Raw genomic sequence first — 24504 nt, forward strand, 5'->3', positions numbered from 1 at the left:
CCCGGGCCCGCCCGGCGGGGGCCGCCGGGGGGGGCCCCCAAACCTGTTTTTTGGTGGCATAGTCCCTGCTCCAGCCCCCTACTAAAAAAACCCCCCGGGGGGGGGGGGGGGGGCCCGCCCCCCCCCACCCCACTTATCGAGGACTTCTTATGAAGTTCAGCGCAGGAACGGATCCACCGCGATCGCCACGAACACCAGCGACACATAGGTGATGGACCAGTGGAACAGCCGCATCTCCTTGAGCTTCGCGCCCTGGACCTCGGCCTTCGCGCGGTTCTGCAGCCCGTGCGCCTCCCACAGCCAGAACCCGCCGGCGAGCAGCGCGACCGCCGTGTAGAACCAGCCCGTGTAACCGAGCGGCTGGAGCAGCAGCGACACCGCCACCATCACCCAGCTGTAGGCGACGATCTGCTTGGCCACGACCTTGTTGGAGGCGAGGACCGGAAGCATCGGAACGCCCGCGCGCGCGTAGTCGTCCTTCACCTTCATGGAGAGCGGCCAGTAGTGCGGCGGCGTCCAGAAGAACATGACCCCGAAGAGGATGACCGGCGCCCACGACATGGAGTTCGTGACCGACGACCAGCCGATGAGGACGGGCAGGCAGCCCGCGATGCCGCCCCACACGATGTTCTGCGCCGTACGACGCTTCAGGATCATCGTGTAGACGACTACGTAGAAGAGCAGTGCGCCCAGGGACAGCCAGGCGGACAACCAGTTCACCGCGAAGCCGAACAGCAGCGTCGAGATCACCGCGAGGGCGATGCCGAAGGCCAGGCACTCGTTGGGACTGACCATGCCGGTGACCAGCGGACGCTGCGACGTGCGCTCCATGAGCGCGTCGATGTCGCGGTCGTACCACATGTTCAGGGCATTGGCGCCGCCCGCGGACAGATAACCGCCGAGGCAGGTGATCAGCACGAGCCAGAGGTCGGGCACACCCTGTTCGGCAAGGAACATCACCGGAACGGTGGTGATGAGGAGCAGTTCGATGATCCGTGGCTTGGTCAGCGCCACGAACGCCTTGATGCGGGCCCCGAACGGCCGCTGGCCCCGACTGCTGCTCGTCAGCGCTCCCGCTGGACGGGATTCGACGGCCGTCACGCACACCCCTGACAGAGACTCCAGCGAGCCCCCGGTGCGGACCACTTGATGTGAAGTCCCGGTAACGGCTCGCGCTTACCACGCCACTTTAGACGTTGCCCACACTCAGCCCTTCGCGGGGGTGGGCCGTGTCGGCCCGCATGCCGTAACGCCCTCTCGCGCCCCTCGTCGGCGCCCGTCCGGATGAGCATTTCGGGTCACGGATGAGCCCCCATCTGAGCGGCCGCGTATTCACGTGTCGAAAGCACGCCGATCCCCGTCAGGAGGCGGATCCGACAGACTCCCGGCAGTCTGGAATGACTCGAAAAAAAGCACGTTCCAGCGAAGGTAGGCTCGACACCGGCTGGTGACAGACGTCACCGGCATGAGACATGTGGAGAGGAGCCCTGACCCAGGGTGAGCACCAAGCCGACCACCACAGACTTCGAGTGGACCGATGTGGACCAGCGGGCCGTTGACACCGCTCGCGTCCTGGCCGCCGACGCCGTACAGAAGGTCGGCAACGGCCATCCCGGTACGGCGATGAGCCTGGCCCCGGCCGCGTACACCCTCTTCCAGAAGGTGATGCGACACGACCCGGCGGACGCCGACTGGCCCGGCCGGGACCGTTTCGTCCTGTCCGCGGGCCACTCCTCACTGACCCTCTACATCCAGCTCTACCTGGCCGGCTTCGGCCTGGAGCTGGACGACCTGAAGGCGTTCCGCACCTGGGGCTCCCAGACGCCGGGCCACCCGGAGTACGGGCACACCACCGGTGTGGAGACCACCACGGGCCCGCTCGGCCAGGGTGTCGCCAACGCGGTGGGCATGGCCATGGCCGCCCGCTACGAGCGCGGCCTGTTCGACCCCGAGGCCGCCGCGGGCGAGAGCCCCTTCGACCACTACATCTTCGCGATCGCCGGTGACGGCTGCCTCCAGGAGGGCATCTCCTCCGAGGCCTCGTCCATGGCCGGGCACCAGCAGCTCGGCAACCTGATCCTGCTGTGGGACGACAACCACATCTCGATCGAGGGCGACACCGAGACCGCGGTCTCCGAGGACACCTGCAAGCGCTACGAGGCGTACGGCTGGCACGTCCAGCGCGTCGAGCCGAAGGCGGACGGCGACCTGGACCCCGAGGCGGTCCACAACGCCATCGAGGCCGCCAAGGCCGTGACGGACAAGCCGTCCTTCATCGCCCTGCGCTCGATCATCGCCTGGCCCGCCCCGAACGCGCAGAACACCGAGGCCGCGCACGGCTCGGCGCTCGGCGACGACGAGGTGGCCGCCACCAAGCGCGTCCTCGGCTTCGACCCGGAGAAGTCCTTCGAGGTCTCCGACGAGGTCATCAACCACACGCGCGGCGCCCTGGAGCGCGGCGCGCAGGCCAAGGCCGAGTGGGAGAAGCAGCTCGCCGAGTGGCGCTCCGCCAACCCGGAGCGCGCCGCCGAGTTCGACCGCATCAACGCGGGCGAGCTGCCGGCCGGCTGGGAGGAGAAGCTCCCCGTCTTCGAGACCGGCAAGGGCGTCGCCACCCGCGCCGCCTCCGGCAAGGTGCTCCAGGCGCTCGGCGGTGTGATCCCCGAGCTGTGGGGCGGCTCCGCCGACCTCGCCGGCTCGAACAACACGACGATCGACAAGACGTCGTCGTTCCTGCCGAAGGGCAACCCGCTGCCGGAGGCCGACCCGTACGGCCGCACGATCCACTTCGGTATCCGCGAGCACTCCATGGCCGCGGAGATGAACGGCATCGCGCTGCACGGCCACACGCGCATCTACGGCGGCACCTTCCTGGTGTTCTCCGACTACATGCGCAACGCCGTGCGTCTGTCCGCACTCATGTCGCTGCCCGTCACCTACGTGTGGACGCACGACTCCATCGGCCTCGGCGAGGACGGCCCGACGCACCAGCCGGTCGAGCACCTCGCGTCGCTGCGCGCCATCCCCGGCCTCAACGTCGTCCGCCCCGCGGACGCCAACGAGACGGCGATCGCCTGGCGCGAGATCCTGCGCCGCGGCAAGAAGGAGTACGGCGTCTCGCACCCGCACGGCCTGTCGCTGACCCGCCAGGGCGTGCCGACGTACGAGGCGAACGAGGACACCGCCAAGGGCGGCTACGTCCTCGTCGAGGCCTCCAAGGCGACGCCGGACCTGATCCTGATCGCCACCGGCTCCGAGGTGCACCTGGCCGTCGAGGCCCGCGAGCAGCTGGAGTCCGAGGGCATCGCCACCCGCGTCGTCTCGATGCCGTGCGTCGAGTGGTTCGAGGGCCAGGACCAGGGGTACCGGGACAGCGTCCTGCCGCCGGCCGTGAAGGCGCGCGTCGCCGTCGAGGCCGGGATCGGTCTGACCTGGCACCGCTTCGTCGGGGACGCCGGCCGCATCGTTTCGCTGGAGCACTTCGGTGCGTCCGCGGACGGCAAGGTCCTCTTCAAGGAGTTCGGCTTCACTGCCGAGAACGTCGCCGCCAAGGCGAAGGAATCTCTCGCCGCGGCCAAGCGCTGACGCCTTCGTACACGACATAGGAGATGCAATTTCCATGACAGACGCACTGAAGCGCCTCTCCGAGGAAGGCGTCGCGATCTGGCTGGACGACCTGTCGCGCAAGCGGATCACGTCCGGCAACCTCGCCGAACTGATCGACGAGCAGCACGTCGTGGGCGTCACCACCAACCCGTCGATCTTCCAGAAGGCGATCTCCAGCGGTGACGGTTACGAGCAGCAGCTCGCCGACCTCGCCGCCCGCAAGGTCACCGTGGAAGAAGCCATCCGCATGATCACGACGGCGGACGTCCGCGACGCCGCCGACATCCTGCGCCCGGTCTTCGACGCGACGGGCGGCCAGGACGGCCGCGTGTCGATCGAGGTCGACCCGCGCCTGGCGCACAACACCAGGGCGACGGTCGCCGAGGCCCGCCAGCTCGCGTGGCTGGTGGACCGGCCGAACACGCTGATCAAGATCCCGGCGACCAAGGGCGGTCTGCCCGCGATCACCGAGACGATCGGCAACGGCATCAGCGTCAACGTCACGCTGATCTTCTCCCTCGAGCGCTACCGCGAGGTCATGGACGCCTACCTCGCCGGCCTGGAGAAGGCCAAGGCCAAGGGCCTCGACCTGTCGACGATCCACTCGGTCGCCTCGTTCTTCGTGTCCCGCGTGGACGCCGAGATCGACAAGCGGATCGACGCCCTCGGGACGGACGACGCGAAGGCGGCGCGCGGCAAGGCCGCCCTCGCCAACGCCCGGCTCGCCTACGAGGCGTACGAAGAGGTGTTCGGCAGCGACCGCTGGGCCGCGCTCGACAAGGCGCAGGCCAACAAGCAGCGCCCGCTGTGGGCCTCGACGGGCGTCAAGGACAAGGCGTACAAGGACACCCTGTACGTCGACGACCTGGTCGCTCCCGGCACGGTGAACACCATGCCGGAGGCCACCCTGGAGGCGACGGCCGACCACGGCCAGATCTCCGGGAACACGATCGCGGGCACGTACGACCAGTCCCGCAAGGAGATCGAGGCCGTCGAGAAGCTGGGGATCTCGTACGACGAGGTCGTGCAGCTCCTGGAGGACGAGGGCGTCGAGAAGTTCGAGGCGTCCTGGAACGACCTGCTGAAGTCGACCGAGGCGGAGCTCAAGCGCCTCGCCCCCTCGGAGGGCTGATCCCTTGACCGCACACGGAGCGAACAGCAATCCGCTCCGTGACGCCGCCGACCGACGGCTCCCGCGTATCGCGGGGCCGTCGGGCCTGGTGATTTTCGGCGTTACGGGCGATTTGTCACGTAAGAAGCTGATGCCCGCGGTTTACGACCTCGCGAACCGGGGTCTGCTCCCGCCCGGCTTCTCGCTGATCGGGTTCGCCCGCCGCGAGTGGCAGGACGAGGACTTCGCGCAGGAAGTGCACGACGCGGTCAAGCAGCACGCGCGCACGCCGTTCCGCGAGGAGGTCTGGCAGCAGCTCATCCAGGGGATGCGCTTCGTCCAGGGCAACTTCGACGACGACGACGCGTTCGAGCAGCTCAAGGCGACCATCAACGACCTGGACAAGTCGCAGGGCACGGGCGGCAACTTCGCGTTCTACCTGTCCGTACCGCCGAAGTTCTTCCCGAACGTGGTCCAGCAGCTCAAGAAGCACGGCCTCGCGGACGCCCCCGAAGGATCCTGGCGGCGCGCCGTCATCGAGAAGCCCTTCGGCCACGACCTCGCCTCCGCCAAGGACCTCAACGCGATCGTGCACGAGGTGTTCGACCCGGACCAGGTGTTCCGGATCGACCACTACCTCGGCAAGGAGACCGTCCAGAACATCCTGGCGCTGCGCTTCGCCAACCAGATGTTCGAGCCGATCTGGAACCGGTCGTACGTCGACCACATCCAGATCACGATGGCCGAGGACATCGGCATCGGCGGCCGCGCCGGCTACTACGACGGCATCGGCGCCGCCCGTGACGTCATCCAGAACCACCTCCTCCAGTTGATGGCGCTGACCGCGATGGAGGAGCCCGCCTCCTTCGACGCGGACGCGCTCGTCGCCGAGAAGGCCAAGGTGCTCGGCGCCGTGAAGCTGCCGAAGGACATCGGCAAGGACACGGTGTTCGCGCAGTACGCGGCCGGGTGGCAGGGCGGCGAGAAGGCCGTCGGCTACCTCCAGGAAGACGGCATCGACCCGAAGTCGAAGACCGACACGTACGCGGCCGTCAAGCTGGAGGTGGACAACCGCCGCTGGGCGGGCGTGCCCTTCTACCTGCGTACGGGCAAGCGTCTCGGCCGCAGGGTCACCGAGATCGCCGTCGTCTTCCAGCGGGCGCCGCACTCCCCCTTCGACCACACGGCGACGGAGGAGCTGGGGCAGAACGCGATCGTGATCCGCGTCCAGCCGGACGAGGGCATCACGGTCCGCTTCGGCTCGAAGGTGCCGGGCACGTCGATGGAGATCCGGGACGTGTCGATGGACTTCGCGTACGGCGAGTCCTTCACGGAGTCGAGCCCCGAGGCGTACGAACGGCTCATCCTGGACGTCCTGTTGGGCGACGCCAACCTCTTCCCGCGCACGGAGGAGGTCGAGCTGTCCTGGAACATCCTCGACCCGATCGAGGGCTACTGGGACAAGCACGGCAAGCCCGCGCAGTACCCGTCAGGCACGTGGGGGCCCGCCGAGGCGGACGAAATGCTCGCACGAGACGGACGGAGCTGGCGCCGGCCATGAAGATCGACCTGACGGACACCACGTCCAGCAAGATCAACAAAGCGCTCGTCAAGGGCCGCCGCGCCATCGGCACACCCGCCGTCGGCATGGTGCTGACCCTCGTCATCGTCACCGACGAGGAGAACGCCTACGACGCCCTGAAGGCCGCCAACGAGGCCTCGCGCGAGCACCCCTCGCGCACCCTCGTGGTCATCAAGCGCGTCTCGCGCTCTCCTCGCGACCGCACGAAGTCCCGGCTCGACGCCGAGGTACGGGTCGGCGCCGAGGCGGGCACCGGCGAGACCGTCGTGCTGCGCCTGTACGGCGAGGTGATCAACCACGCCCAGTCGGTCGTGCTCCCGCTGCTGCTGCCCGACGCCCCGACGGTCGTCTGGTGGCCCGTGGACGCGCCTCTGGACCCCGCGAACGACCCGCTCGGCGCACTGGCCCAGCGCCGCGTCACGGACACGTACGCGGCCGAGCAGCCGGTCCACGAGCTGGAGGCGAGGGCCGAGTCCTACGCCCCCGGCGACACCGATCTGTCGTGGACCCGGATCACGCCGTGGCGCTCGATGCTGGCCGCCGCGCTCGACCAGGTGACCTGCGACGTCACCTCGGTCGAGGTCGAGGGCGAGGAGTTCAACCCGAGCTGCGAGCTGCTCGCGATGTGGCTCGCGGACCGGCTCGACGTCCCGGTGCGGCGCAGTCTGTCGGCTGGCCCCGGCCTGACCGGCGTACGCCTGGAGTCCACCTGCGGCCCGATCGTCCTCGACCGGGCCGACGGCACCCTCGCCACGCTCTCCATCCAGGGCCAGCCGGACCGCGCGGTCGCGCTCAAGCGCCGCGAGACGTCCGAGCTGATCGCGGAGGAGCTGCGCCGGCTCGACCCGGACGACACGTACGCGGCCGCGCTGCGGTTCGGCGTGGACCGGCTTGGCGAGCCCGAGGACCAGAAGACGGTGCCGGAGTCGGTGTCGTCGGCAGCCTCGGCCGCTCCCGCGGCGGCGCCCGCCCAGAAGGCGGCCGCGAAGAAGGCGCCGGCCAAGAAGGCCTCCGCCAAGAAGGCCCCGGCCAGGAAGACAACGACGAAGTGAGCGCAGACAAGTGAGTGCAGCACCCCAACTCGTCGTCCACCGCGACAAGGAGCTGATGGCGCAGGCGGCCGCGGCCCGGCTGATCACCAAGATCGTCGACGCCCAGTCCGCCCGCGGCTCCGCCTCCGTCGTCCTGACGGGCGGCCGCAACGGCAACGGTCTGCTGGCCGCGCTGCACGCGGCCCCCGCCAGGGACGCGGTCGACTGGGGGCGCCTCGACCTGTGGTGGGGCGACGAGCGCTTCCTGCCGGACGGCGACCCCGAGCGCAACTACACACAGGCGAAGGAGGCCCTGCTCGACGCGGTGCCACTCGACCCCACGCGCGTGCACCCCATGCCCGCGTCGGACGGTCCCTTCGAGGCGGACGCCGCGGCCGAGGCGTACGCGGCCGAGCTCGCGAACGCCGCGGGGCCCGAGGACCACGGCCCCGTGCCGACCTTCGACGTCCTGATGCTCGGCGTCGGCCCCGACACGCACGTCGCGTCGCTCTTCCCTGAGCTCCCGGCGGTCCGCGAGACGGAGCGCACGGTCGTCGGCGTGCACGGCGCACCCAAGCCCCCGCCCACCCGCACCACGCTCACGCTTCCGGCGATCCGGGCCGCGCGCGAGGTGTGGCTGCTGGCCGCGGGCGAGGACAAGGCGAGGGCCGCCGCGATCGCACTGTCCGGCGCGGGCGAGATCCAGGCCCCCGCCGCGGGCGCGTACGGCCGCTCGCGCACGCTGTGGCTGCTGGACGCGGCCGCGGCGTCGCAGCTGCCGCCGGAGTTGTATCCGCCGGCGATCGCGTAACGACGCCCTACGTAGGCACGTGGGCCCCGCTTCTTAAAGAAGTGGGGCCCTACGCGTGCTGCGGCACCCGGTAGTCCGACCCGTCCTTCTCGCGTACGAGGAGGCCGTCGATGACGCAGTAGCGGCGCAGCGCGGCCGTGTCGTCGTGGACGGTGCGCAGCGCCGCGTTGACCTCGCGCTCGCTGTACGAGCGCTCGGTGTCGAAGAGGGTGCCCGTGAGGTGCACGAGAAGCTCGTGGCGGACGGTGGGTCGCACCGGTATGGCCGTCAGGCGGCCCCGCGAGAAGAACCCCGTGAGGTGACGCGGGACGCCCGTGGTGGGCTCGGGGGTCCGGTGGCGACGGAAGACCTCGGGTCCCGCCCGCAACGAGCCGTCGTCGAGGCGCTCGACGAGGCCGGCGCCGATCAGCTTGCCCAGGTGCTTGCGGGCCACCGGGGAGTCGGCCTCGCGCGGCGGCAGGTCGTCGAGGACGATACGCGCGTAAAGCCTGAGTCGTTCGGGGTCGGCGAGCGCCGACATGAGCTGATCCACAGGGTGCCTCCCGGCAGGGTCACGGACGGGCAGTCTCACCCGCCGGAAGGTCTTTGCGCACCCCAATAATGATTAACGTCCCCGCAGCTCGCGGTACTTCGCGACCAGCGCCTGCGTCGACGTGTCGAGCCCCGGCACCTGCGCCCCCTCGGTGAGCGCCGGCTCCACGCGCTTGGCGAGCACCTTGCCGAGCTCGACGCCCCACTGGTCGAAGGAGTCGATGTTCCAGACGGCACCCTGCACGAACACCTTGTGCTCGTAGAGGGCGACCAACTGCCCGAGCACGGACGGCGTGAGGTCCTTCGCGAGGATCGTGGTCGTCGGGTGGTTGCCCTTGAACGTCTTGTGCGGCACCAGCTCCTCGGGCACCCCCTCGGCACGCACCTCGTCGGGCGTCTTGCCGAACGCCAGCGCCTGGGTCTGCGCGAAGAAGTTGGCCATGAGGAGGTCGTGCTGGGCGACGAGCCCCGGCAGCAGATCGGCGACGGGTTCGGCGAAACCGATGAAGTCCGCCGGAATCAACTTCGTTCCCTGGTGGATGAGTTGGTAGTAGGCGTGCTGCCCGTTCGTGCCGGGCGTGCCCCACACCACGGGGCCGGTCTGCCAGCCGACCTCCTCGCCGTTGCGCTGCACGTACTTGCCGTTCGACTCCATGTCGAGCTGCTGGAGGTACGCCGTGAACTTGGAGAGGTAGTGCGAGTACGGCAGCACGGCGTGCGACTGCGCGTCGTGGAAGTTGCCGTACCAGATGCCCAACAGCCCCATCAGCAATGGGACGTTGGACTCGGCGGGTGCGGTGCGGAAGTGCTCGTCGACGAGGTGGAACCCGTCGAGCATCTCGCGGAACGCGGCCGGGCCGATGGCGATCATCAGCGACAACCCGATCGCCGAGTCATACGAATAACGTCCGCCGACCCAGTCCCAGAACTCGAACATGTTGGCCGTGTCGATGCCGAACTCCGACACCTTCTCGGCGTTCGTCGAAAGCGCCACGAAGTGCTTGGCGACGGCTTCCTGAGGGGCCTTCAGCTCGGTGAGCAGCCAGTTGCGCGCGGACGTCGCGTTGGTGATCGTCTCGATGGTGGTGAAGGTCTTCGAGGCGATGACGAACAGCGTCTCGGCCGGGTCGAGGTCGCGGACGGCCTCGTGCAGGTCCGCCCCGTCGACGTTCGACACGAAGCGGACGGTCAGCTCGCGGTCGGCGAAGGAGCGCAGCACCTCGTACGCCATCGCGGGGCCGAGGTCGGAGCCGCCGATGCCGATGTTCACGACGTTGCGGATCCGCTTGCCGGTGTGCCCGGTCCACTCCCCCGACCTGACCCGGTCGGCGAAGGCGGCCATCTTGTCGAGCACGGCGTGCACGCCCGGCACCACGTTCTCACCGTCGACCTCGATCACGGCGTCACGCGGAGCACGCAGCGCGGTGTGCAGGACCGCCCGGTCCTCGGTCGTGTTGATCTTGTCGCCGCGGAACATGGCGTCGCGCAGGCCGAACACGTCGGTCGCGGCGGCCAGCTCGCGCAGCAGCCGCAGCGTCTCCTCGGTGACCAGGTGCTTGGAGTAATCGACGTGCAGGTCACCGACCCGCAGCGCCCAACCGGACCCGCGCGCGGGATCGGCCTCGAACAAATCCCGCAGCTGTACGTCGCCCAGCTGCTCGCGGTGCTTGACGAGCGCCTGCCATTCGGGCGTCTGCGTGAGTGCTGTCTGCTTGTCGGACGCGTTCATCTCGAACTTCAGCCTTCTCTCGTACCTGCGTACGTACGGTGCCCCGCTGCTGCCGTCCAACCTAATTGATCAGGGTGAATCGGGCCTTTCCGCGGCCACACGAAAGAGGGACGAGAAAGGGCCGGGCACCTTCTCAGGTGCCCGGCCCTTTCATGGGTCAGATCTCGCCCCGCAGTTTCGCGAGCGCCTCGGCGAGGATCGCCTCGCCGTCCGCATCGCTGCGCCGCTCCCGCACGTAGGCCAGATGCGTCTTGTACGGCTCCGTACGCGGCGGGGCCGGCGGGCTGTCCCGGTCCTGCCCGGCCGGGAAGCCGCAGCGCGGACAGTCCCAGGTCTCCGGCACCTGCGCGTCGGAGGCGAAGCTCGGCTGCGTCTCGTGCCCGTTCGAGCACCAGAAGGAGATGCGCAGGCGCGGCGCGGACTCGCCGCGCTCGGCCTCGCCCATCGGCCCCGCCCCGACCCGACTTCCTCGGATCGCGTTGCCACTTGCCACGGTCGTAACTCCCTGCGTGATGGTGCCGCGAAGCGTGTCGGCGTTCGCGCTTCGCCGCGGAGCGCCTCAGTCTACGTAAGGCCCAACGCGCGTCCAGTGCTTGGAGTTACATCGCTCCCCAGACGCAAGCCCCATGATAGGCCGCGTTGTTGAGCGCGTACCGAACATGGGGCTTTACGTAAGAGATATGCGGTTGTGGCGGGCCGGTCCCAGGGACCGGAGCCCGAAAGTCAGTTGTTGATCTTCATCAGAATGCCGAGCACCACGATGCACGCGAACCACAGGAGACCGGTCACGATCGTGATCCGGTCGAGGTTGCGCTCGGCGACCGAGGAGCCGCCGACGGAGGACTGCATGCCGCCACCGAACATGTCGGAGAGGCCGCCGCCCTTTCCCTTGTGCATCAGCACCAGGAGCATCAGCAGCAGGCTGAAGACGATCAGGGCGATCGAGAACCCCATAACCACGGCTGGACCAACTTCCTCGGAACTTTTCGGACGACGGGGCCGAAGCTCGGTAAGAGCATCGGCCCCGCAAGGGTACGACGTATGGCGGCTAGCGCCTACTCGCTGCTCGTGTCACTGCTCGTGGAAGCGAACGATCTTCACGAACTCGTCGGCGTCCAGCGAGGCGCCACCGATCAGCGCGCCGTCGATGTCGGGCTTGGACATGATCTCCGCGACGTTGCCGGACTTCACCGAGCCGCCGTACTGGATGCGGATCTTGTCGGCGACGTCCTGCGAGTACAGATCGGCGAGCTTGCCGCGGATGGCCGCGCAGACCTCCTGCGCGTCGTCGGCGCCGCACACCTTGCCGGTGCCGATGGCCCACACGGGCTCGTAGGCGATGACGATCGTCTCGGCCTGCTCGGCGGGCAGATCCTTGAGGCCGCCCTCGACCTGGCCGAGCGTGTGGGAGACGTGGTCGCCCGCCTCGCGGACGTCCAGCTCCTCACCGACACACAGGATCGGCGTCAGGCCGTGCTTGTACGCGGCCTTCACCTTGCCGTTGACGACCTCGTCGGTCTCGTCGTGGTACTGCCGGCGCTCCGAGTGGCCGATCGCCACGAAGGTGCACTTGAGCTTGGCGAGCATCGGGCCGGAGATCTCGCCGGTGTACGCGCCGGAGTCGTGCGCCGAGAGGTCCTGGGCGCCGTACTTGATCTTGAGCTTGTCGCCGTCGACCAGCGTCTGCACGGAGCGCAGGTCGGTGAACGGCGGCAGAACGGCGACCTCGACGGCGTCGTAGTCCTTGTCCGCGAGAGCGAAAGCGAGCTTCTGGACGTGCGCGATGGCCTCGAGGTGGTTGAGGTTCATCTTCCAGTTGCCCGCCATCAGCGGCGTGCGGCCCTGTACGGGAGCAGTCATGCGGGGTCAGTCCTCCAGTGCGGCGAGACCGGGCAGCGTCTTGCCCTCGAGGTACTCGAGGGAGGCGCCACCGCCGGTCGAGATGTGGCCGAATGCCTTCTCGTCGAAGCCCAGCGTACGGACCGCCGCGGCGGAGTCTCCGCCACCCACCACGGTGAAGCCGGGAGCGTCGATGAGGGCCTGGGCTACCGCCTTGGTGCCCTCGGCGTAGTCGGGGTGCTCGAAGACGCCCATCGGGCCGTTCCAGAACACGGTCTCCGCGTCGGCGAGCTTCGAGGCGTACAGCTTGCGGGTCTCCGGACCGATGTCCAGGCCCTCCTGGTCGGCCGGGATGGCGTCCGCGGCGACGGTGGTGGGGTTGGCCGGGGTCTTGCCCTTGAGGTCGGGGAACTCCGGCGAGACCAGGACATCGACCGGGAGCACGAGCTCCACGCCGTTCTTCTCGGCGCGCTCCATGTACTCCGTGACGGTCGCCAGCTGGTCCTCCTGGAGCAGCGAGATGCCGACCTCGTAGCCCTTGGCCTTGAGGAACGTGTACGCCATGCCGCCGCCGATGAGGAGGCGGTCGGCCTTGCCGAGCAGCTGGTCGATGACGGCCAGCTTGTCGGAGACCTTTGCGCCGCCGAGCGCGACCACGTAGGGGCGCTTGACGTCGTCGGTGAGCTTCTTCAGGACGCCGACCTCGGTGGCGATGAGGTAGCCCGCGTAGTGCGGCAGCCGCTTCGGCAGGTCGTACACGGAGGCGTGCTTGCGGTGCACCGCGCCGAAACCGTCGCCTACGTAGATGTCCGCGAGGTTGGCGAGCTGTTCGGCGAAGTCGCCGCGCTCGGCGTCGTCCTTGCTCGTCTCGCCGGCGTTGAAGCGCAGGTTCTCGATGACGGCGACCTGGCCGGGCTCAAGGCCGTCCACGGCCTCGTTGGCCGCGGGGCCGACCGTGTCCTGGGCGAACGCGACCGGCTTGCCCAGCAGCTCGGCGAGGCGCTCGGCGGCGGGCAGCAGCGAGAACTGCGGGTCCGGGGCGCCCTTGGGCCGGCCCAGGTGGGAGGCGACGATCACCTTGGCGCCCGCGCCGGCCAGGGCCTGCACGGTGGGCAGGACGGCACGGATGCGGCCGTCGTCGGTGATGAGGCCGTCGGCCAGCGGCACGTTGAGGTCGGCGCGGACGAACACCCGCTTCCCGTCGACCCCTTCGGCGAGAAGTTCCTCAATCGTCTTCATGGATGGGCTCCTTGAGAGGGCTGGTCGTGCACGTTCTTGAGAAGGGCGGGCCTCGAAGGCCGAGCCGGGGAGGCTGAGCCATGGAGGCCGACGCGCGAAGGGTCCGGACTGTCGCGCGGCATCGCGCGGGTCCGGACCCTTCGCTCACATCTGAGTGCCTTGCTGCTCCAGAACCTTAGAGGTTCAGAGCTGACCGCCGACGAAGACCGTGAGGTCGACGAGACGGTTGGAGTAGCCCCACTCGTTGTCGTACCAGCCGAGGATCTTCACCGAGTTGCCCTCCTGGACCATGGTCAGGGAGGAGTCGAAGGTGCAGGAGGCCGGCTCGCCGACGATGTCCGAGGACACGATCGGGTCCTCGGTGTAGTACACGATGCCCTTGAGCTCGCCGTCCGCGGCCTTCTTGAACGCGGCGTTGACCTCGTCCTTGGTGGTCTCGCGCTGCAGCTCCACGACCAGGTCGGTGGCCGAGCCGGTCGGGACCGGGACGCGCATCGCGATGCCGTCGAGCTTGCCCTTGAGCTGCGGGAGGACCAGGGCGGTGGCCTTGGCGGCGCCCGTCGTGGTCGGAATGATGTTCTCCGCGGCGGCACGCGCGCGGCGCAGGTCGCTGTGCGGGAAGTCCAGGATGCGCTGGTCGTTCGTGTACGCGTGAACCGTCGTCATCAGGCCACGGACGATGCCGAAGTTCTCGTCGAGCACCTTCGCCATCGGCGCCACACAGTTGGTGGTGCACGACGCGTTCGAGATGACGTGGTGGTTCGCCGGGTCGTACTGGTCCTGGTTGACGCCCATCACGATGGTGATGTCCTCGTCCTTGGCCGGAGCCGAGATGAGGACCTTCTTGGCGCCGCCGGCGATGTGCTTCTCGGCGTCCGCCTTCTTCGTGAAGATGCCCGTGGACTCGATCACCACGTCGACACCCAGCTGGCCCCACGGAATGTCGGCGGGGTTGCGCTCGGACAGCACCTTGATGGTGTGGCCGTCGACCGTGATGGTGTCCTCGGTGTGCGACACCTCGGCCTTGAGTCGGCCCAGGATGGTGTCGTACTTAAGAAGGTGTGCGGTGGTCGCGGTGTCACCCAGGTCGTTGACAGCAACGATCTCGATGTCTGCACCCTGGTCAAGAAGGGCGCGGAAATAATTGCGACCGATGCGGCCAAAGCCGTTGATGCCTACGCGGATCGTCACGAACCGATCTCCTCGTTGGTACGCCGGAGTATCGACGCCGGCGAGATTTATTTGGGATGTCCCCGACCGCCTCCGACCCTACCTCCCATAAAGGCTTGGGGTGACATCGAACGACTCCGTGCAGGACACAGCGGCCCGTACTCATGAGTAACGTACGGGCCGCCGTGTATTTCGCGGGTAATTCAGGCCCCGATCAGTCGCTAATTGAGCGCAGGGCCTTTCGGATGAGCGCATTTCTGTCGGCGGCCATGGTCACGTGTTCCAGGCCGAATCCGAGCAGCACCGTGTCCGGCGTGCTGATCGCGCCGTACGTCGTGAACAGGTCCTTGGCGAGCGCCCAGTCCTTCACGGCGGGCGGGCTGCCCGCGGGCGGCCCGGGGACGCTCCAGACGCCCAGGGACGTCTCGAAGTCCTCGGTCTCGGTGGCCTGTCCCTGGATGACGACGGAGGCGTTGTCGGCGCGCACGCCCTCGCCGCCGGTGCCGGGGTCGCTCACGTAACTCAGGGACACCTCGACGGACTTCCCGGCGTAGGCGCTCAGGTCGTACGTGACCGTCTTCCAGTCGTCCGAGGAGCCGGTGAGGCTGTTCCACTGGCCGGAGGTGCCGGTGTTGCCGCAGGCGGCGCCGTCCGGCGTCAGGTAGCGGGTGAGCGCCGGGTGGTCCTGGATGAAGAACCCTGCCTCGCACTCCGTGGGCACCTTGTTCGAGGTGTAGCCGTCCCTGTCGGGCAGCGTCGTCCAGTCCTCCGCACCGGTCGTGTGCGCCTCCAGGAGTACGTGGTCGTAGCCCGGTTCGGTGTCCCACAGGAGCTGCATCCGCAGGAACGGCTGCTGGGCCGCGGCGACTCCGCTGAGGTCGATGGTGCGGGTCAGGCGCTTGTACGCGTCGTCCGTGTGGACGGCGGCCGCCATGCCCGCACCTTCGTACTGGCCCGCTCCCGCGCTGGTGAACTTCGGCAGCGTGGCGGAGGTCGCCTCGTACAGGCCCGCGCCGTTCAGCGGGTTGCCGGGGGCGTCTCCGAGGGACGCGGCGATCCCGTCGAGGGCGCCGGAACCGTCGAAGCGGGTCGCCACCGGGGAGGCCGTGCGCGAGTAGGCGCCCAGGTAGTACTGGCTGAAGTCGTTCGTCGTGGTGTCACCGATGTCGACGGAGCCGCCCGCCTTCTCGCCCGCCTCGACGAGCTTGCCGCCCTCGTTCAGGTAGTCGCGTATGGCCAGTTGGGTGGCGAGGGCCGGCCGGTCGGCGCTCGTGTAGTGGACGACCGCCTTGAAGTGGCCGAGCACGGCGAGGGGGTCGGGAGCGCCCTGCTTGGCGACGTTCCAGACGACCGGGGAGCGGCCCGCGGCCTTGAGCGCGTCTACGTAGGCAGCCGTTTGCACACCGGCGGAGTCGTTCTCCGCGACGACAAGAGTGTCGCCCTTGTCGCGTGCGGCGACGGTGTAGGTGAAGTGCTCGCTGCTTGTGCTCTTTCCGGATTTCGTCCGTCCCGTGAACCACACCTCTACCTTGTCGCCGACATCGGCGTCCTCGACCTTCGCCCGATAGGCGTCGAAGTGCAGATTGTCGTCGCCTCCGTAGGTCTCGCCGCCCTTCCAGGCGCGCAATTCCTCATCGTGCGAACGGCCGCCATTGACGCGGTAGTTCAGCTCCTTGTCGCGCACCGACTTCCGCGCGGTCACGGAGACTTCCTGGTCACCACCGCGCGCGTACGAAGTCGTGAACTTCGCCGGGGTGAAGTCGGGTGCCTCCATGCCGACCGAGGACGACGGCTGGTCCGGGTGCGAGGCGGTCTCGGCGACCGACATCGCGAAGGGGACGTTCTTCTCGAACTCGGCCTGGATGAGCTTCTCGTCGTCCGGGAACGTGAAGACCGACGCGCAGTCGGCCGCGTTCCACGCGTCGCCCGGGTCGGCGTTCGACGCAGTCTGGCAGGTGCTCATCTCGGGCGTGAACATCGAGACGCCGTTGACGTTGCCGGCGTGCCCGTCGGCCTCGCCGTTCGTCGTGTACAGCTCCGAGGAGACCTGCGGGTGGTAGCCGGGGATCGCGGACTTCTCCGGGGTGCCGGCGAGCGCCTTGTAGAGCACGTCGTCCGGGGTCGGCGTGGCGACCTGCCAGCCCACTCCGTAGAGCAGCAGTTCGGCGGCGGAGTGGTAGTTGATGGCGTAGTCGAAGCCGACGCGCTTCTCGAAGGAGTCGAGGGCCTTGGTCTCCGGCTCGGAGTTCGGGCCGGCGCCGCGGTAGGTCTGGTTGGCGGGTTCGGGTGACGAACCCTCGTCGTCGTAGCCCCACTTGTAGGCGAAGTTGCGGTTGAGGTCGACGCCGTCGCCGGTGGTGTACTTGCCGTCGCCGTTGTTGTCGCGCAGGTTCTTGCGCCACTGGCGGTTGGCCGCGTCCTTGAACGTCCAGTCGTAGCCGTCGGGGTTGGCGGAGAGGACGAACCACATCTCCGTGGAGTCGACGAGCTTCTTGACGCGCGCGTCCTTGGAGTAGTTGTCCACGTAGTGGTGCATCAGTCGGCGGGTCATCTCCGGGGTGATCCACTCGCGCGCGTGCTGGTTCGACATGTAGAGCACGGACGGCTTCGCGCCGTCCTTGACCTTCTTGGCGCCCTTGCTGAGCTTGAGCGCGAGGATGTCCTGGCCCTGGAGCGTCTTGCCGATGGAGACGACCTTGGTCAGGTCGGGATGCTCCTGGGCAGTGCGCAGGACCTCTTCCTGGAGGCCGCCCTTGCCGCTGTACGGGCGGAAGACTCCGTCACCGGCGGCCTCGACGCGGGCCGTGGCCCTGGTGCTCAGCTTGTGCTCGGTGAGCTCGACGCCCTTCTTGCGAAGGCTGTCGGCCTGCTTGTCGGTGAGGTAGACCTCGACCTTCGAAGTGCCCTTGTCGGGTGCCTGCTCGCCGAGTTCGTGGCCGTCCTGGCCGGCCTGGAGGAGCAGCGGTATCTGCTCCTTCGACACCTCGGCGCGGAACACCTTGACGGCGTCCGCGCCGGAACTTTCCTTCGCCGGGCCGTTGTCCGCGTGGGCGACGGGCGCCAGTGCGGCGCCTCCCACCCCCAGAACAAGCGCTCCGACAGCGAGGATCGATCTCGCTCTTCGTCCCGCTCTTCGACGCATGAGCCCCCCTTGCAGTTGTCTGCCACGGTTGTGGCGTGATGCCGCAGAAGCGAACAAACGCCAGAATCATGACCGTTCATGGTCAAGTCAAGGGGGCTTCAAACGTCCTTCGGCGGGGGCTACGCCTCCGCTTCGGGCGCACGGAAAAGCCGGTGGCGGCGCCCGCGAGGGGCGCCGCCACCGGCTCGTCGAAGAGGTGCTGCGAGTCAGCCCGCCAGGTTCTCCGCGAGGCTCTCCGCCATCTCCTCCGTCAGCTCCTCCGCCATGTCCTCCGTGATGTTGGACTCCGTGCTGGGGATGCCGAGGTCCTGGGCCCGCTTGTCCGCCATGGCCAGCAGGCGGCGGATGCGGCCCGCGACGGCGTCCTTGGTCAGCGGCGGGTCGGCGAGCGCGCCCAGCTCCTCCAGGGACGCCTGCTTGTGGTCCATGCGCAGGCGGCCCGCCGCGGCGAGGTGCTCGGGCACGTCGTCGGCGAGGATCTCCAGGGCGCGCTGCACCCGGGCGCCGGCCGCGACCGCGGCGCGGGCGGAGCGGCGCAGGTTCGCATCGTCGAAGTTCGCGAGGCGGTTCGCCGTGGCGCGCACCTCGCGGCGCATCCGCCGCTCCTCCCAGGCGAGCACCGACTCGTGCGCCCCCATACGGGTGAGCAGGGCGCCGATCGCGTCGCCGTCCCGCACCACCACGCGGTCCACACCGCGCACCTCACGGGCCTTGCCCGCGATCTGCAGCCTGCGGGCGGCGCCGACCAGGGCGAGCGCCGCCTCGGGGCCCGGGCACGTCACCTCGAGCGAGCTGGAGCGCCCCGGCTCGGTGAGTGAGCCGTGCGCCAGGAACGCGCCGCGCCAGGCCGCCTCGGCGTCGCAGGTGGCCCCCGAGACCACCTGCGGCGGCAGGCCCCGGATCGGCCGGCCGCGGCCGTCCACCAGGCCCGTCTGGCGGGCCAGCTGGTCGCCGCCCGCCACCACTCGTACAACGAACCGCGAGCCGCGGCGCAGCCCGCCGGGCGCCATCACGATCAGCTCCGAGCTGTGCCCGAAGATCTCGAGAATGTCCCGCTTGAGCCGCCGTGCGGCCATCGCGGTGTCCAGCTCCGCCTCGATCACGATGCGGCCGCTCACCAGGTGAAGGCCGCCCGCAAACCGCAGAATGGCCGATACCTCGGCCTTCCTGCAGCAGGTCCGGGTGACGGGGAGCCGGGAGATCTCGTCCTTCACCGCTGCCGTCATCGCCATGGGCCGATCCTTCCATGCATCCGAAAAATACGGTCGTACGCGGCGGCCAACAGCTCCGGGTCGTGCCTCGGAGTGCCGTCGGGCCTGGCCACCGGCGCCAGCTCGACCGCGGCACCGAAACGCTCACGCGCGGTTTCGGTCAGGGACTCACGATCGGGCACGGCGGCCTCATCGGCCAAAACCACGTCCAGGGCGAGTTTAGGTGCGTGTCGTCCCAAAACTTCCAAATGACGCTGCGGGGAGAACCCCTCAGTTTCTCCGGGTTGCGGCGCGAGGTTGAGCGAGAGGACCGTCCGGGCCTTCGTCTCGACCAGCGCGTCGAGCAGCTCAGGGACCAGCAGATGCGGAATCACGGAGGAGAACCAGGAGCCCGGGCCCAGCACCACCCAGTCCGCGTCGAGCACCGCGGCGACCGCCTCCGGAACGGCCGGCGGATCGCGCGGCACCACATGGACGGACTGGACCTCACCGCGGGTGAGCGCGACCGTCGCCTGACCTCGCACCGTCTCGATGTCGTCCGGGCGTGTCGGATCGTGCCCCTTCACCAGGGCCTGGAGCTCCAGCGGGACGGCGGACATGGGCAGCACCCGCCCCTGCGCGCCGAGCAGCTTGCCGACCAGGTCCAGGGCCTGCACATGATCGCCGAGCTGCTCCCACAGGGCGACGATCAGCAGATTGCCGACCGCGTGCTCGTGCAGCTCGCCCTTGGACTGGAAGCGGTGCTGGATGACGCGGGCCCAGGTCTGGCCCCAGTCGTCGTCCCCGCACAGGGCCGCGAGGGCCTTGCGCAGATCACCGGGCGGCAGCACGCCCAGTTCGTCGCGCAGGCGGCCGCTGGAGCCCCCGTCGTCGGCGACGGTGACGACGGCGGTGAGGTTGTTCGTGATGCGGCGCAGCGCGGCCAGGGACGCCGAAAGACCCATGCCGCCGCCGAGGGCGACGACCTTGGGTGTGGTGCCCCTGCCCGGCTTCACGGGCGAGGTTCGGCGGCGGATCCTGCTGGTGAGCCGCAGGGTACGTCCCGTCATTCCCGTCCCATGTCGCGATGGACGATCACGGTCTCGACGCCTTGCGCGGCGAGGCGGGCGGCGAGCTTCTCCGACGTGGCGACGGAGCGGTGCTTGCCGCCCGTACAGCCGACGGCGATGGTCACATAGCGCTTGCCCTCCCGGCGGTAGCCGGCGGCGATCAGCTGGAGCAGCTCGGTGTAGCGGTCGAGGAATTCCTTGGCGCTGGGCTGCGAGAAGACGTAGTTCGACACCTCCTCGTTCAGGCCGGTGAAGGGGCGCAGCTCGGGGACCCAGTGCGGGTTCGGCAGGAAGCGCATGTCGACCACCAGGTCGGCGTCGACCGGCAGGCCGTACTTGAAGCCGAACGACATGACGGTGGCCCGCAGCTCGGGCTCCTCGTCGCCGGCGAACTGGGCGTCCATCTTGGCGCGCAGTTCGTGGACGTTGAGGCTGGAGGTGTCGATGACCAGGTCCGCGTCGCCGCGCAGCTCGCGCAGCAGCTCGCGCTCGGCGTCGATGCCGTCGACGATGCGGCCGTCGCCCTGGAGGGGGTGCGGCCGGCGCACGGACTCGAAGCGGCGCACCAGTGCCTCGTCGGAGGACTCCAGGAAGACGATGCGGCGCGTGACGTGCTTGGCCTCCAGGTCCGCGAGGGACTGCCGGAGGTTGTCGAAGAAGCGCCGTCCCCGTACGTCGACGACGACCGCGATCCGCGCCACGTTGCCCTGCGAGCGGGCGCCGAGCTCCACCATGGTGGGGATCAGCGCGGGCGGCAGGTTGTCGACGACGAACCAGCCGAGGTCCTCCAGGCACTTCGCCGCCGTGGAGCGGCCCGCGCCCGACATCCCGGAGATGATCACGAGTTCGGGGATGGCGGTGTCGGGGACGCCCGGCGCCTCGGCGGGCTTGCCCGCTCCCGCCGCGGTGTCCCGGTCCGCGCCCGCGTCCGGGTCCGTACCTGGTCCTGTCCCTGATCCGGTGCCCGTGCTCACGTGTGCTCCGTGCTGTGGTTGCGGTTGTTCCTGTGGTGCGGGGCCCTGTGGCGTACCGCTGCTGTCACTGCTCTCGTGGTCCTGCTCGCTCATGACTCCTGCCCCCGTCGTTCCTCCGGGGCGCCCGCACTGACGGGGTTCCCGCCGGCCGGCACGTCCGTCGTGCCGGCCGCTTCGTCTTCGTACTCAATGATCTCTCCGGTGGCCGTGTTCACCGCGGGCGCGGCGGGCTCGGCCTTGGCGAAGGCCACCACGATGGCCTCGGCCGTCTTGCGGCCTATGCCGGGGACCTCGCAGATCTGGTCGATGGTGGCGGCCCGCAGCCGCTTCACCGACCCGAAGTGCTTGAGCAGCGTCTGCTTGCGCGAGTCCCCGAGACCCTGCACATCGTCCAGCGGGCCCGACCTGAAGCGCTTGGCCCGCTTGGTGCGCTGGTAGGTGATCGCGAAGCGGTGCGCCTCGTCCCGCACGCGCTGGAGCAGGTAGAGCCCCTCGCTGGTGCGGGGAAGGACCACCGGGTCCTCCTCGTCCGGCACCCAGACCTCTTCGAGGCGCTTGGCGAGGCCGCACACCGCGATGTCGTCGATGCCGAGCTCGTCCAGGGCCCGCTTGGCCGCCGCGACCTGCGGCTGTCCGCCGTCGACCACGACGAGCTGCGGCGGGTAGGCGAACCGCTTGGGCCGGCCGTCGTCCTCCGTGAGGCGCGACTCCTCGACCACCGGCTCCTCGCCCCCTTCGGCCCTGTCGGCCGAGTCCGGCTCCTCGTCCGACCAGTCGCGCGACTGGTCCTGTGCGGAGAGGTAGCGCTTGAAGCGGCGGGTGATGACCTCGTGCATGGACCGGACGTCGTCCTGGCCCTCGAAGCCCTTGATCTGGAAGCGCCGGTACTCGCTCTTGCGGGCGAGGCCGTCCTCGAAGACGACCATGGAGGCCACGACGTCGTCGCCCTGGAGGTGCGAGATGTCGTAGCACTCGATGCGCAGCGGAGCGCTGTCCAGGTCGAGGGCCGCGGCGATCTCCTCCAGCGCGCGCGAGCGCGTGGTGAGGTCGGAGGCGCGCTTCGTCTTGTGCAGGACGAGTGCCTGCTGCGCGTTCCTGTGGACCGTCTCCATGAGCGCCTTCTTGTCGCCGCGCTGCGGGATGCGCAACGACACGTTCGACCCGCGGCGCTCGGTGAGCCAGGCCTGGACGGGCTCCAGGGGCTCGGGCAGCGCGGGGACGAGGACCTCCTTGGGTACGGCGTCCCCGGTCTCCTCCCCGTAGAGCTGCTGCAGCGCGTGCTCGACGAGGTCACCGCTGGTGACCGCCTCGACCTTGTCGGTGACCCAGCCGCGCTGGCCGCGCACGCGTCCGCCGCGCACGTGGAAGATCTGGACGGCCGCCTCCAGCTCGTCCTCCGCCAGGGCGACGAGATCGGCGTCGGTGGCGTCGGCGAGGACGACCGCGCTCTTCTCCATGGCCTTCTTGAGCGCCTCGACGTCGTCGCGCAGGCGGGCCGCCCGCTCGTACTCCATCTCGTCGGCGGCCGCGGCCATGTCCTTCTCCAGGCGCCGGATGTACGTCCCCGTACGCCCCGCCATGAAGTCGCAGAACTCCTCGGCCAGTTCGCGGTGCTCCTCGGGCGTGACGCGGCTCACGCAGGGCGCCGAGCACTTGCCGATGTAGCCGAGCAGACAGGGCCGGCCCGTGCGCTCCGCGTTGTTGAACACGCCCTTGGAACAGGTGCGTACGGGGAAGACGCGCAGGAGCAGGTCCACGGTGTCGCGGATCGCCCACGCGTGCCCGTAGGGACCGAAGTAGCGCACGCCCTTCTTCTTCTGGCCGCGCATCACCTGGACCCGCGGGAACTCCTCGTTCATGGTCACCGCGAGGTACGGGTAGCTCTTGTCGTCGCGGTACTTGACGTTGAACCGGGGGTCGTACTCCTTGATCCAGGAGTACTCCAGCTGCAGCGCCTCGACCTCCGTGGACACCACCGTCCACTCCACGGACGCGGCCGTGGTGACCATCGTGCGCGTACGGGGGTGCAGGTTCGCCAGGTCCTGGAAGTAGCTCGCCAGGCGCTGGCGCAGGCTCTTCGCCTTCCCGACGTAGATCACCCGGCGGTGCTCGTCGCGGAACCTGTACACCCCTGGGGAGTCGGGGATCTGTCCCGGCTTGGGGCGGTAGCTGGAGGGGTCGGCCATGTCAGACACCCTACTGGCGGGGTGTGACAGTTCGGGGTGCCCGACGGTGGTGGCGCCGCGCTCCCGGGGGCACGCGGCCGCCCGCGGCGTCCGACGCCTGAGCGTGGTCGTCCGGTGGCGTTGAGTGTGGTGCGTATCGAGGCTTGTCGGGCGCGGGCCAACACGCTTCAATGCCGGGTGACTTGAGGCGGTGGGATGCGGCTCGACGAACGACGGACACAAGCGGCCCGAGCGCCGAACCTGGAGGCGGTGCTGCGCTCCGGGCCGTTCCACAGCGCCCTGCGGGCCGCGATCGCCGCCCGGCAGCTGCCCCTGCACCGTGTGCGCCACCACCTGGCCCGCCGGGGCGTCACCATCGGTGTCACCAGCCTGAGTTACTGGCAGCACGGCGCACGGAGGCCGCAGCGCCCCGAGTCGATGCGGGCCGTGCGCGCCCTGGAGGAGATCCTCGAACTGCCCGAGGAATCGCTGATCCGGCTGCTCGGTCCGGTGCCCGGGACGGCCGTGCCCGAGCGTCCCGCGGCCCGCCCGTACCGGTCGCCCATCGAGGCGTCCGGGGCCGTCGAGCGGCTGCTCGCGGAGCTGGAGTCCCCGCTGGACGGCGGAGTGCACACCGTCGGGCACCACGAGCGGGTGCGGATCGGCGCGCGCCGGCAGCTCCTCGGCAGGGATTCGCAGCAGATCGTGCGGGCGCACCGCGACGGCGTGGACCGTTATGTGGCCGTCCACCATGGCGATCCGGGGTGTTCCCCGGCGGATGTGGCGGTCCGCGCCATGGAGAACTGCCGTACGGGGCGGGTGCGCTGGGACGACGAGGCAGGCGTCCTGGTCGCGGAACTGCTGTTCGACGCGCGGCTCCGGGCGGGCGACACGCATCTGTTCCACTACGGCTTCGAGGACGGGACGGCCGGTCCCGCCACCGAGTACGTCCGCGGATTCGGCTTCGCCGGAGGGCAGTACGCGCTCCAGGTCCGGTTCGCGGACGACGCGCTGCCCGTGCGCTGCCACCGCTTCGCGCAGCGGTCGGCCGCGGGCCCGCGCGACGGCCGCCACGAACTCGCGCTGAGCGGCACGCACCGGTCGGCGCACATGGTGGAGCCGCAGGTGCGGGCGGGGCTGGTGGGCATCGGGTGGGACTGGGAGTGACCGTGCCCGGATCCGGGGCGTACGTGCCCGGGTGTGCGGCGCGCGTGCCCGGTTCGGGTGAGGCGGGTGCCGCGCTCGGTGCGAGGCTCTAGCGTCGGCGGTGCCGGCGGACCCCACCGCCTGCCCGCGCCCGCTCGCTCGCCCGCT

At 69.4% G+C, this 24504-nt stretch carries 19 protein-coding genes; 6 read left to right on the forward strand and 13 right to left on the reverse strand.

What is annotated here, in order from left to right:
* Positions 1 to 156 precede the first annotated feature (156 nt).
* Positions 157 to 1107, reverse strand: coding sequence for a heme o synthase (locus ACIRHA_RS24120; protein WP_403850117.1), 951 nt, complete (start codon positions 1105 to 1107; stop codon positions 157 to 159).
* A gap of 390 nt (positions 1108 to 1497) precedes the next feature.
* Between ACIRHA_RS24120 and tkt the strand changes: the two genes are divergently transcribed.
* The 5 genes from tkt to pgl are packed head-to-tail and all read left to right on the forward strand — an operon-like array spanning position 1498 to position 8141.
* Positions 1498 to 3585: a transketolase gene (tkt, locus tag ACIRHA_RS24125; protein ID WP_403849344.1), complete on the forward strand. Its 2088-nt coding sequence runs from the start codon at positions 1498 to 1500 to the stop codon at positions 3583 to 3585.
* Positions 3586 to 3619: 34 nt separating this feature from the next.
* Positions 3620 to 4738, forward strand: coding sequence for a transaldolase (tal, locus tag ACIRHA_RS24130; RefSeq protein ID WP_403849347.1), 1119 nt, complete (start codon positions 3620 to 3622; stop codon positions 4736 to 4738).
* 4 nt (positions 4739 to 4742) lie between these two features.
* Complete coding sequence (gene zwf, locus ACIRHA_RS24135) at positions 4743 to 6278, forward strand: glucose-6-phosphate dehydrogenase (RefSeq protein ID WP_403849350.1); 1536 nt, start codon at positions 4743 to 4745, stop codon at positions 6276 to 6278.
* Positions 6275 to 7351, forward strand: a complete 1077-nt coding sequence (gene opcA, locus ACIRHA_RS24140; protein ID WP_403849352.1) for a glucose-6-phosphate dehydrogenase assembly protein OpcA — start codon at positions 6275 to 6277, stop codon at positions 7349 to 7351. The genes zwf and opcA overlap by 4 nt, the downstream gene beginning before the upstream one ends.
* A 55-nt stretch (positions 7352 to 7406) precedes the next feature.
* The gene (gene pgl, locus ACIRHA_RS24145; RefSeq protein WP_403850121.1) at positions 7407 to 8141 is read left to right on the forward strand and encodes a 6-phosphogluconolactonase; all 735 of its coding nucleotides are present in this window, start codon (positions 7407 to 7409) and stop codon (positions 8139 to 8141) included.
* 49 nt (positions 8142 to 8190) lie between these two features.
* Here the strand turns inward: pgl and ACIRHA_RS24150 are convergent, their stop codons facing one another.
* From ACIRHA_RS24150 to uvrC, 12 genes are all read right to left on the reverse strand, one after another.
* On the reverse strand, positions 8191 to 8412 hold the full coding sequence (locus ACIRHA_RS24150) for a DUF2087 domain-containing protein (protein ID WP_403850124.1): 222 nt from the start codon (positions 8410 to 8412) through the stop codon (positions 8191 to 8193).
* 333 nt (positions 8413 to 8745) lie between these two features.
* Entirely contained in the window at positions 8746 to 10401 is a 1656-nt protein-coding gene (pgi, locus tag ACIRHA_RS24155; protein WP_403849354.1) for a glucose-6-phosphate isomerase, read from the reverse strand.
* Positions 10402 to 10558: 157 nt separating this feature from the next.
* Complete coding sequence (locus ACIRHA_RS24160) at positions 10559 to 10894, reverse strand: RNA polymerase-binding protein RbpA (RefSeq protein WP_266720873.1); 336 nt, start codon at positions 10892 to 10894, stop codon at positions 10559 to 10561.
* 230 nt (positions 10895 to 11124) lie between these two features.
* Entirely contained in the window at positions 11125 to 11355 is a 231-nt protein-coding gene (gene secG / locus ACIRHA_RS24165) for a preprotein translocase subunit SecG (RefSeq protein WP_403849356.1), read from the reverse strand.
* Positions 11356 to 11472: 117 nt separating this feature from the next.
* Entirely contained in the window at positions 11473 to 12261 is a 789-nt protein-coding gene (gene tpiA / locus ACIRHA_RS24170) for a triose-phosphate isomerase (RefSeq protein ID WP_403849359.1), read from the reverse strand.
* Between the two features lie 6 nt (positions 12262 to 12267).
* Positions 12268 to 13479: a phosphoglycerate kinase gene (locus ACIRHA_RS24175; protein WP_403849361.1), complete on the reverse strand. Its 1212-nt coding sequence runs from the start codon at positions 13477 to 13479 to the stop codon at positions 12268 to 12270.
* 183 nt (positions 13480 to 13662) lie between these two features.
* Positions 13663 to 14670 carry a type I glyceraldehyde-3-phosphate dehydrogenase gene (gene gap / locus ACIRHA_RS24180; RefSeq protein ID WP_389281022.1) on the reverse strand — a complete coding sequence of 336 codons (1008 nt, stop codon included), beginning with the start codon at positions 14668 to 14670 and terminating at the stop codon, positions 13663 to 13665.
* Positions 14671 to 14863: 193 nt separating this feature from the next.
* Positions 14864 to 17791, reverse strand: coding sequence for a M14 family zinc carboxypeptidase (locus ACIRHA_RS24185; protein ID WP_403849364.1), 2928 nt, complete (start codon positions 17789 to 17791; stop codon positions 14864 to 14866).
* 206 nt (positions 17792 to 17997) lie between these two features.
* Positions 17998 to 19023 carry a DNA-binding protein WhiA gene (whiA, locus tag ACIRHA_RS24190; RefSeq protein WP_403849366.1) on the reverse strand — a complete coding sequence of 342 codons (1026 nt, stop codon included), beginning with the start codon at positions 19021 to 19023 and terminating at the stop codon, positions 17998 to 18000.
* Entirely contained in the window at positions 19014 to 20051 is a 1038-nt protein-coding gene (gene yvcK / locus ACIRHA_RS24195) for a uridine diphosphate-N-acetylglucosamine-binding protein YvcK (protein ID WP_403849368.1), read from the reverse strand. Before yvcK ends, whiA begins: the two co-directional genes overlap by 10 nt.
* Complete coding sequence (gene rapZ, locus ACIRHA_RS24200) at positions 20048 to 21118, reverse strand: RNase adapter RapZ (protein WP_403849371.1); 1071 nt, start codon at positions 21116 to 21118, stop codon at positions 20048 to 20050. Before rapZ ends, yvcK begins: the two co-directional genes overlap by 4 nt.
* Entirely contained in the window at positions 21115 to 23241 is a 2127-nt protein-coding gene (uvrC, locus tag ACIRHA_RS24205; protein WP_403850127.1) for an excinuclease ABC subunit UvrC, read from the reverse strand. The genes rapZ and uvrC overlap by 4 nt, the downstream gene beginning before the upstream one ends.
* Positions 23242 to 23406: 165 nt before the next feature.
* Here uvrC and ACIRHA_RS24210 point away from each other — a divergent pair, with 165 nt between their 5' ends.
* Positions 23407 to 24357, forward strand: a complete 951-nt coding sequence (locus tag ACIRHA_RS24210; RefSeq protein ID WP_403849374.1) for a hypothetical protein — start codon at positions 23407 to 23409, stop codon at positions 24355 to 24357.
* Positions 24358 to 24504: the final 147 nt, after the last annotated feature.

It is taken from the genome of Streptomyces sp. NPDC102360 (assembly GCF_044766085.1).
In the GTDB taxonomy this organism is placed as follows: Bacteria; Actinomycetota; Actinomycetes; order Streptomycetales; family Streptomycetaceae; genus Streptomyces.

Bases quoted from the DNA above. Each gene is read 5' to 3' on its own strand.
- tal (WP_403849347.1), top strand. From the start codon at position 3,620: ATGACAGACGCACTGAAGCGCCTCTCCGAGGAAGGCGTCGCGATCTGG.
- opcA (WP_403849352.1), top strand. From the start codon at position 6,275: ATGAAGATCGACCTGACGGACACCACGTCCAGCAAGATCAACAAAGCG.
- pgl (WP_403850121.1), top strand. From the start codon at position 7,407: ATGGCGCAGGCGGCCGCGGCCCGGCTGATCACCAAGATCGTCGACGCC.
- pgi (WP_403849354.1), bottom strand. From the start codon at position 10,401: ATGAACGCGTCCGACAAGCAGACAGCACTCACGCAGACGCCCGAATGG.
- secG (WP_403849356.1), bottom strand. From the start codon at position 11,355: ATGGGGTTCTCGATCGCCCTGATCGTCTTCAGCCTGCTGCTGATGCTC.
- tpiA (WP_403849359.1), bottom strand. From the start codon at position 12,261: ATGACTGCTCCCGTACAGGGCCGCACGCCGCTGATGGCGGGCAACTGG.
- ACIRHA_RS24175 (WP_403849361.1), bottom strand. From the start codon at position 13,479: ATGAAGACGATTGAGGAACTTCTCGCCGAAGGGGTCGACGGGAAGCGG.
- ACIRHA_RS24185 (WP_403849364.1), bottom strand. From the start codon at position 17,791: ATGCGTCGAAGAGCGGGACGAAGAGCGAGATCGATCCTCGCTGTCGGA.
- whiA (WP_403849366.1), bottom strand. From the start codon at position 19,023: ATGGCGATGACGGCAGCGGTGAAGGACGAGATCTCCCGGCTCCCCGTC.
- yvcK (WP_403849368.1), bottom strand. From the start codon at position 20,051: ATGACGGGACGTACCCTGCGGCTCACCAGCAGGATCCGCCGCCGAACC.
- rapZ (WP_403849371.1), bottom strand. From the start codon at position 21,118: ATGAGCGAGCAGGACCACGAGAGCAGTGACAGCAGCGGTACGCCACAG.
- ACIRHA_RS24210 (WP_403849374.1), top strand. From the start codon at position 23,407: ATGCGGCTCGACGAACGACGGACACAAGCGGCCCGAGCGCCGAACCTG.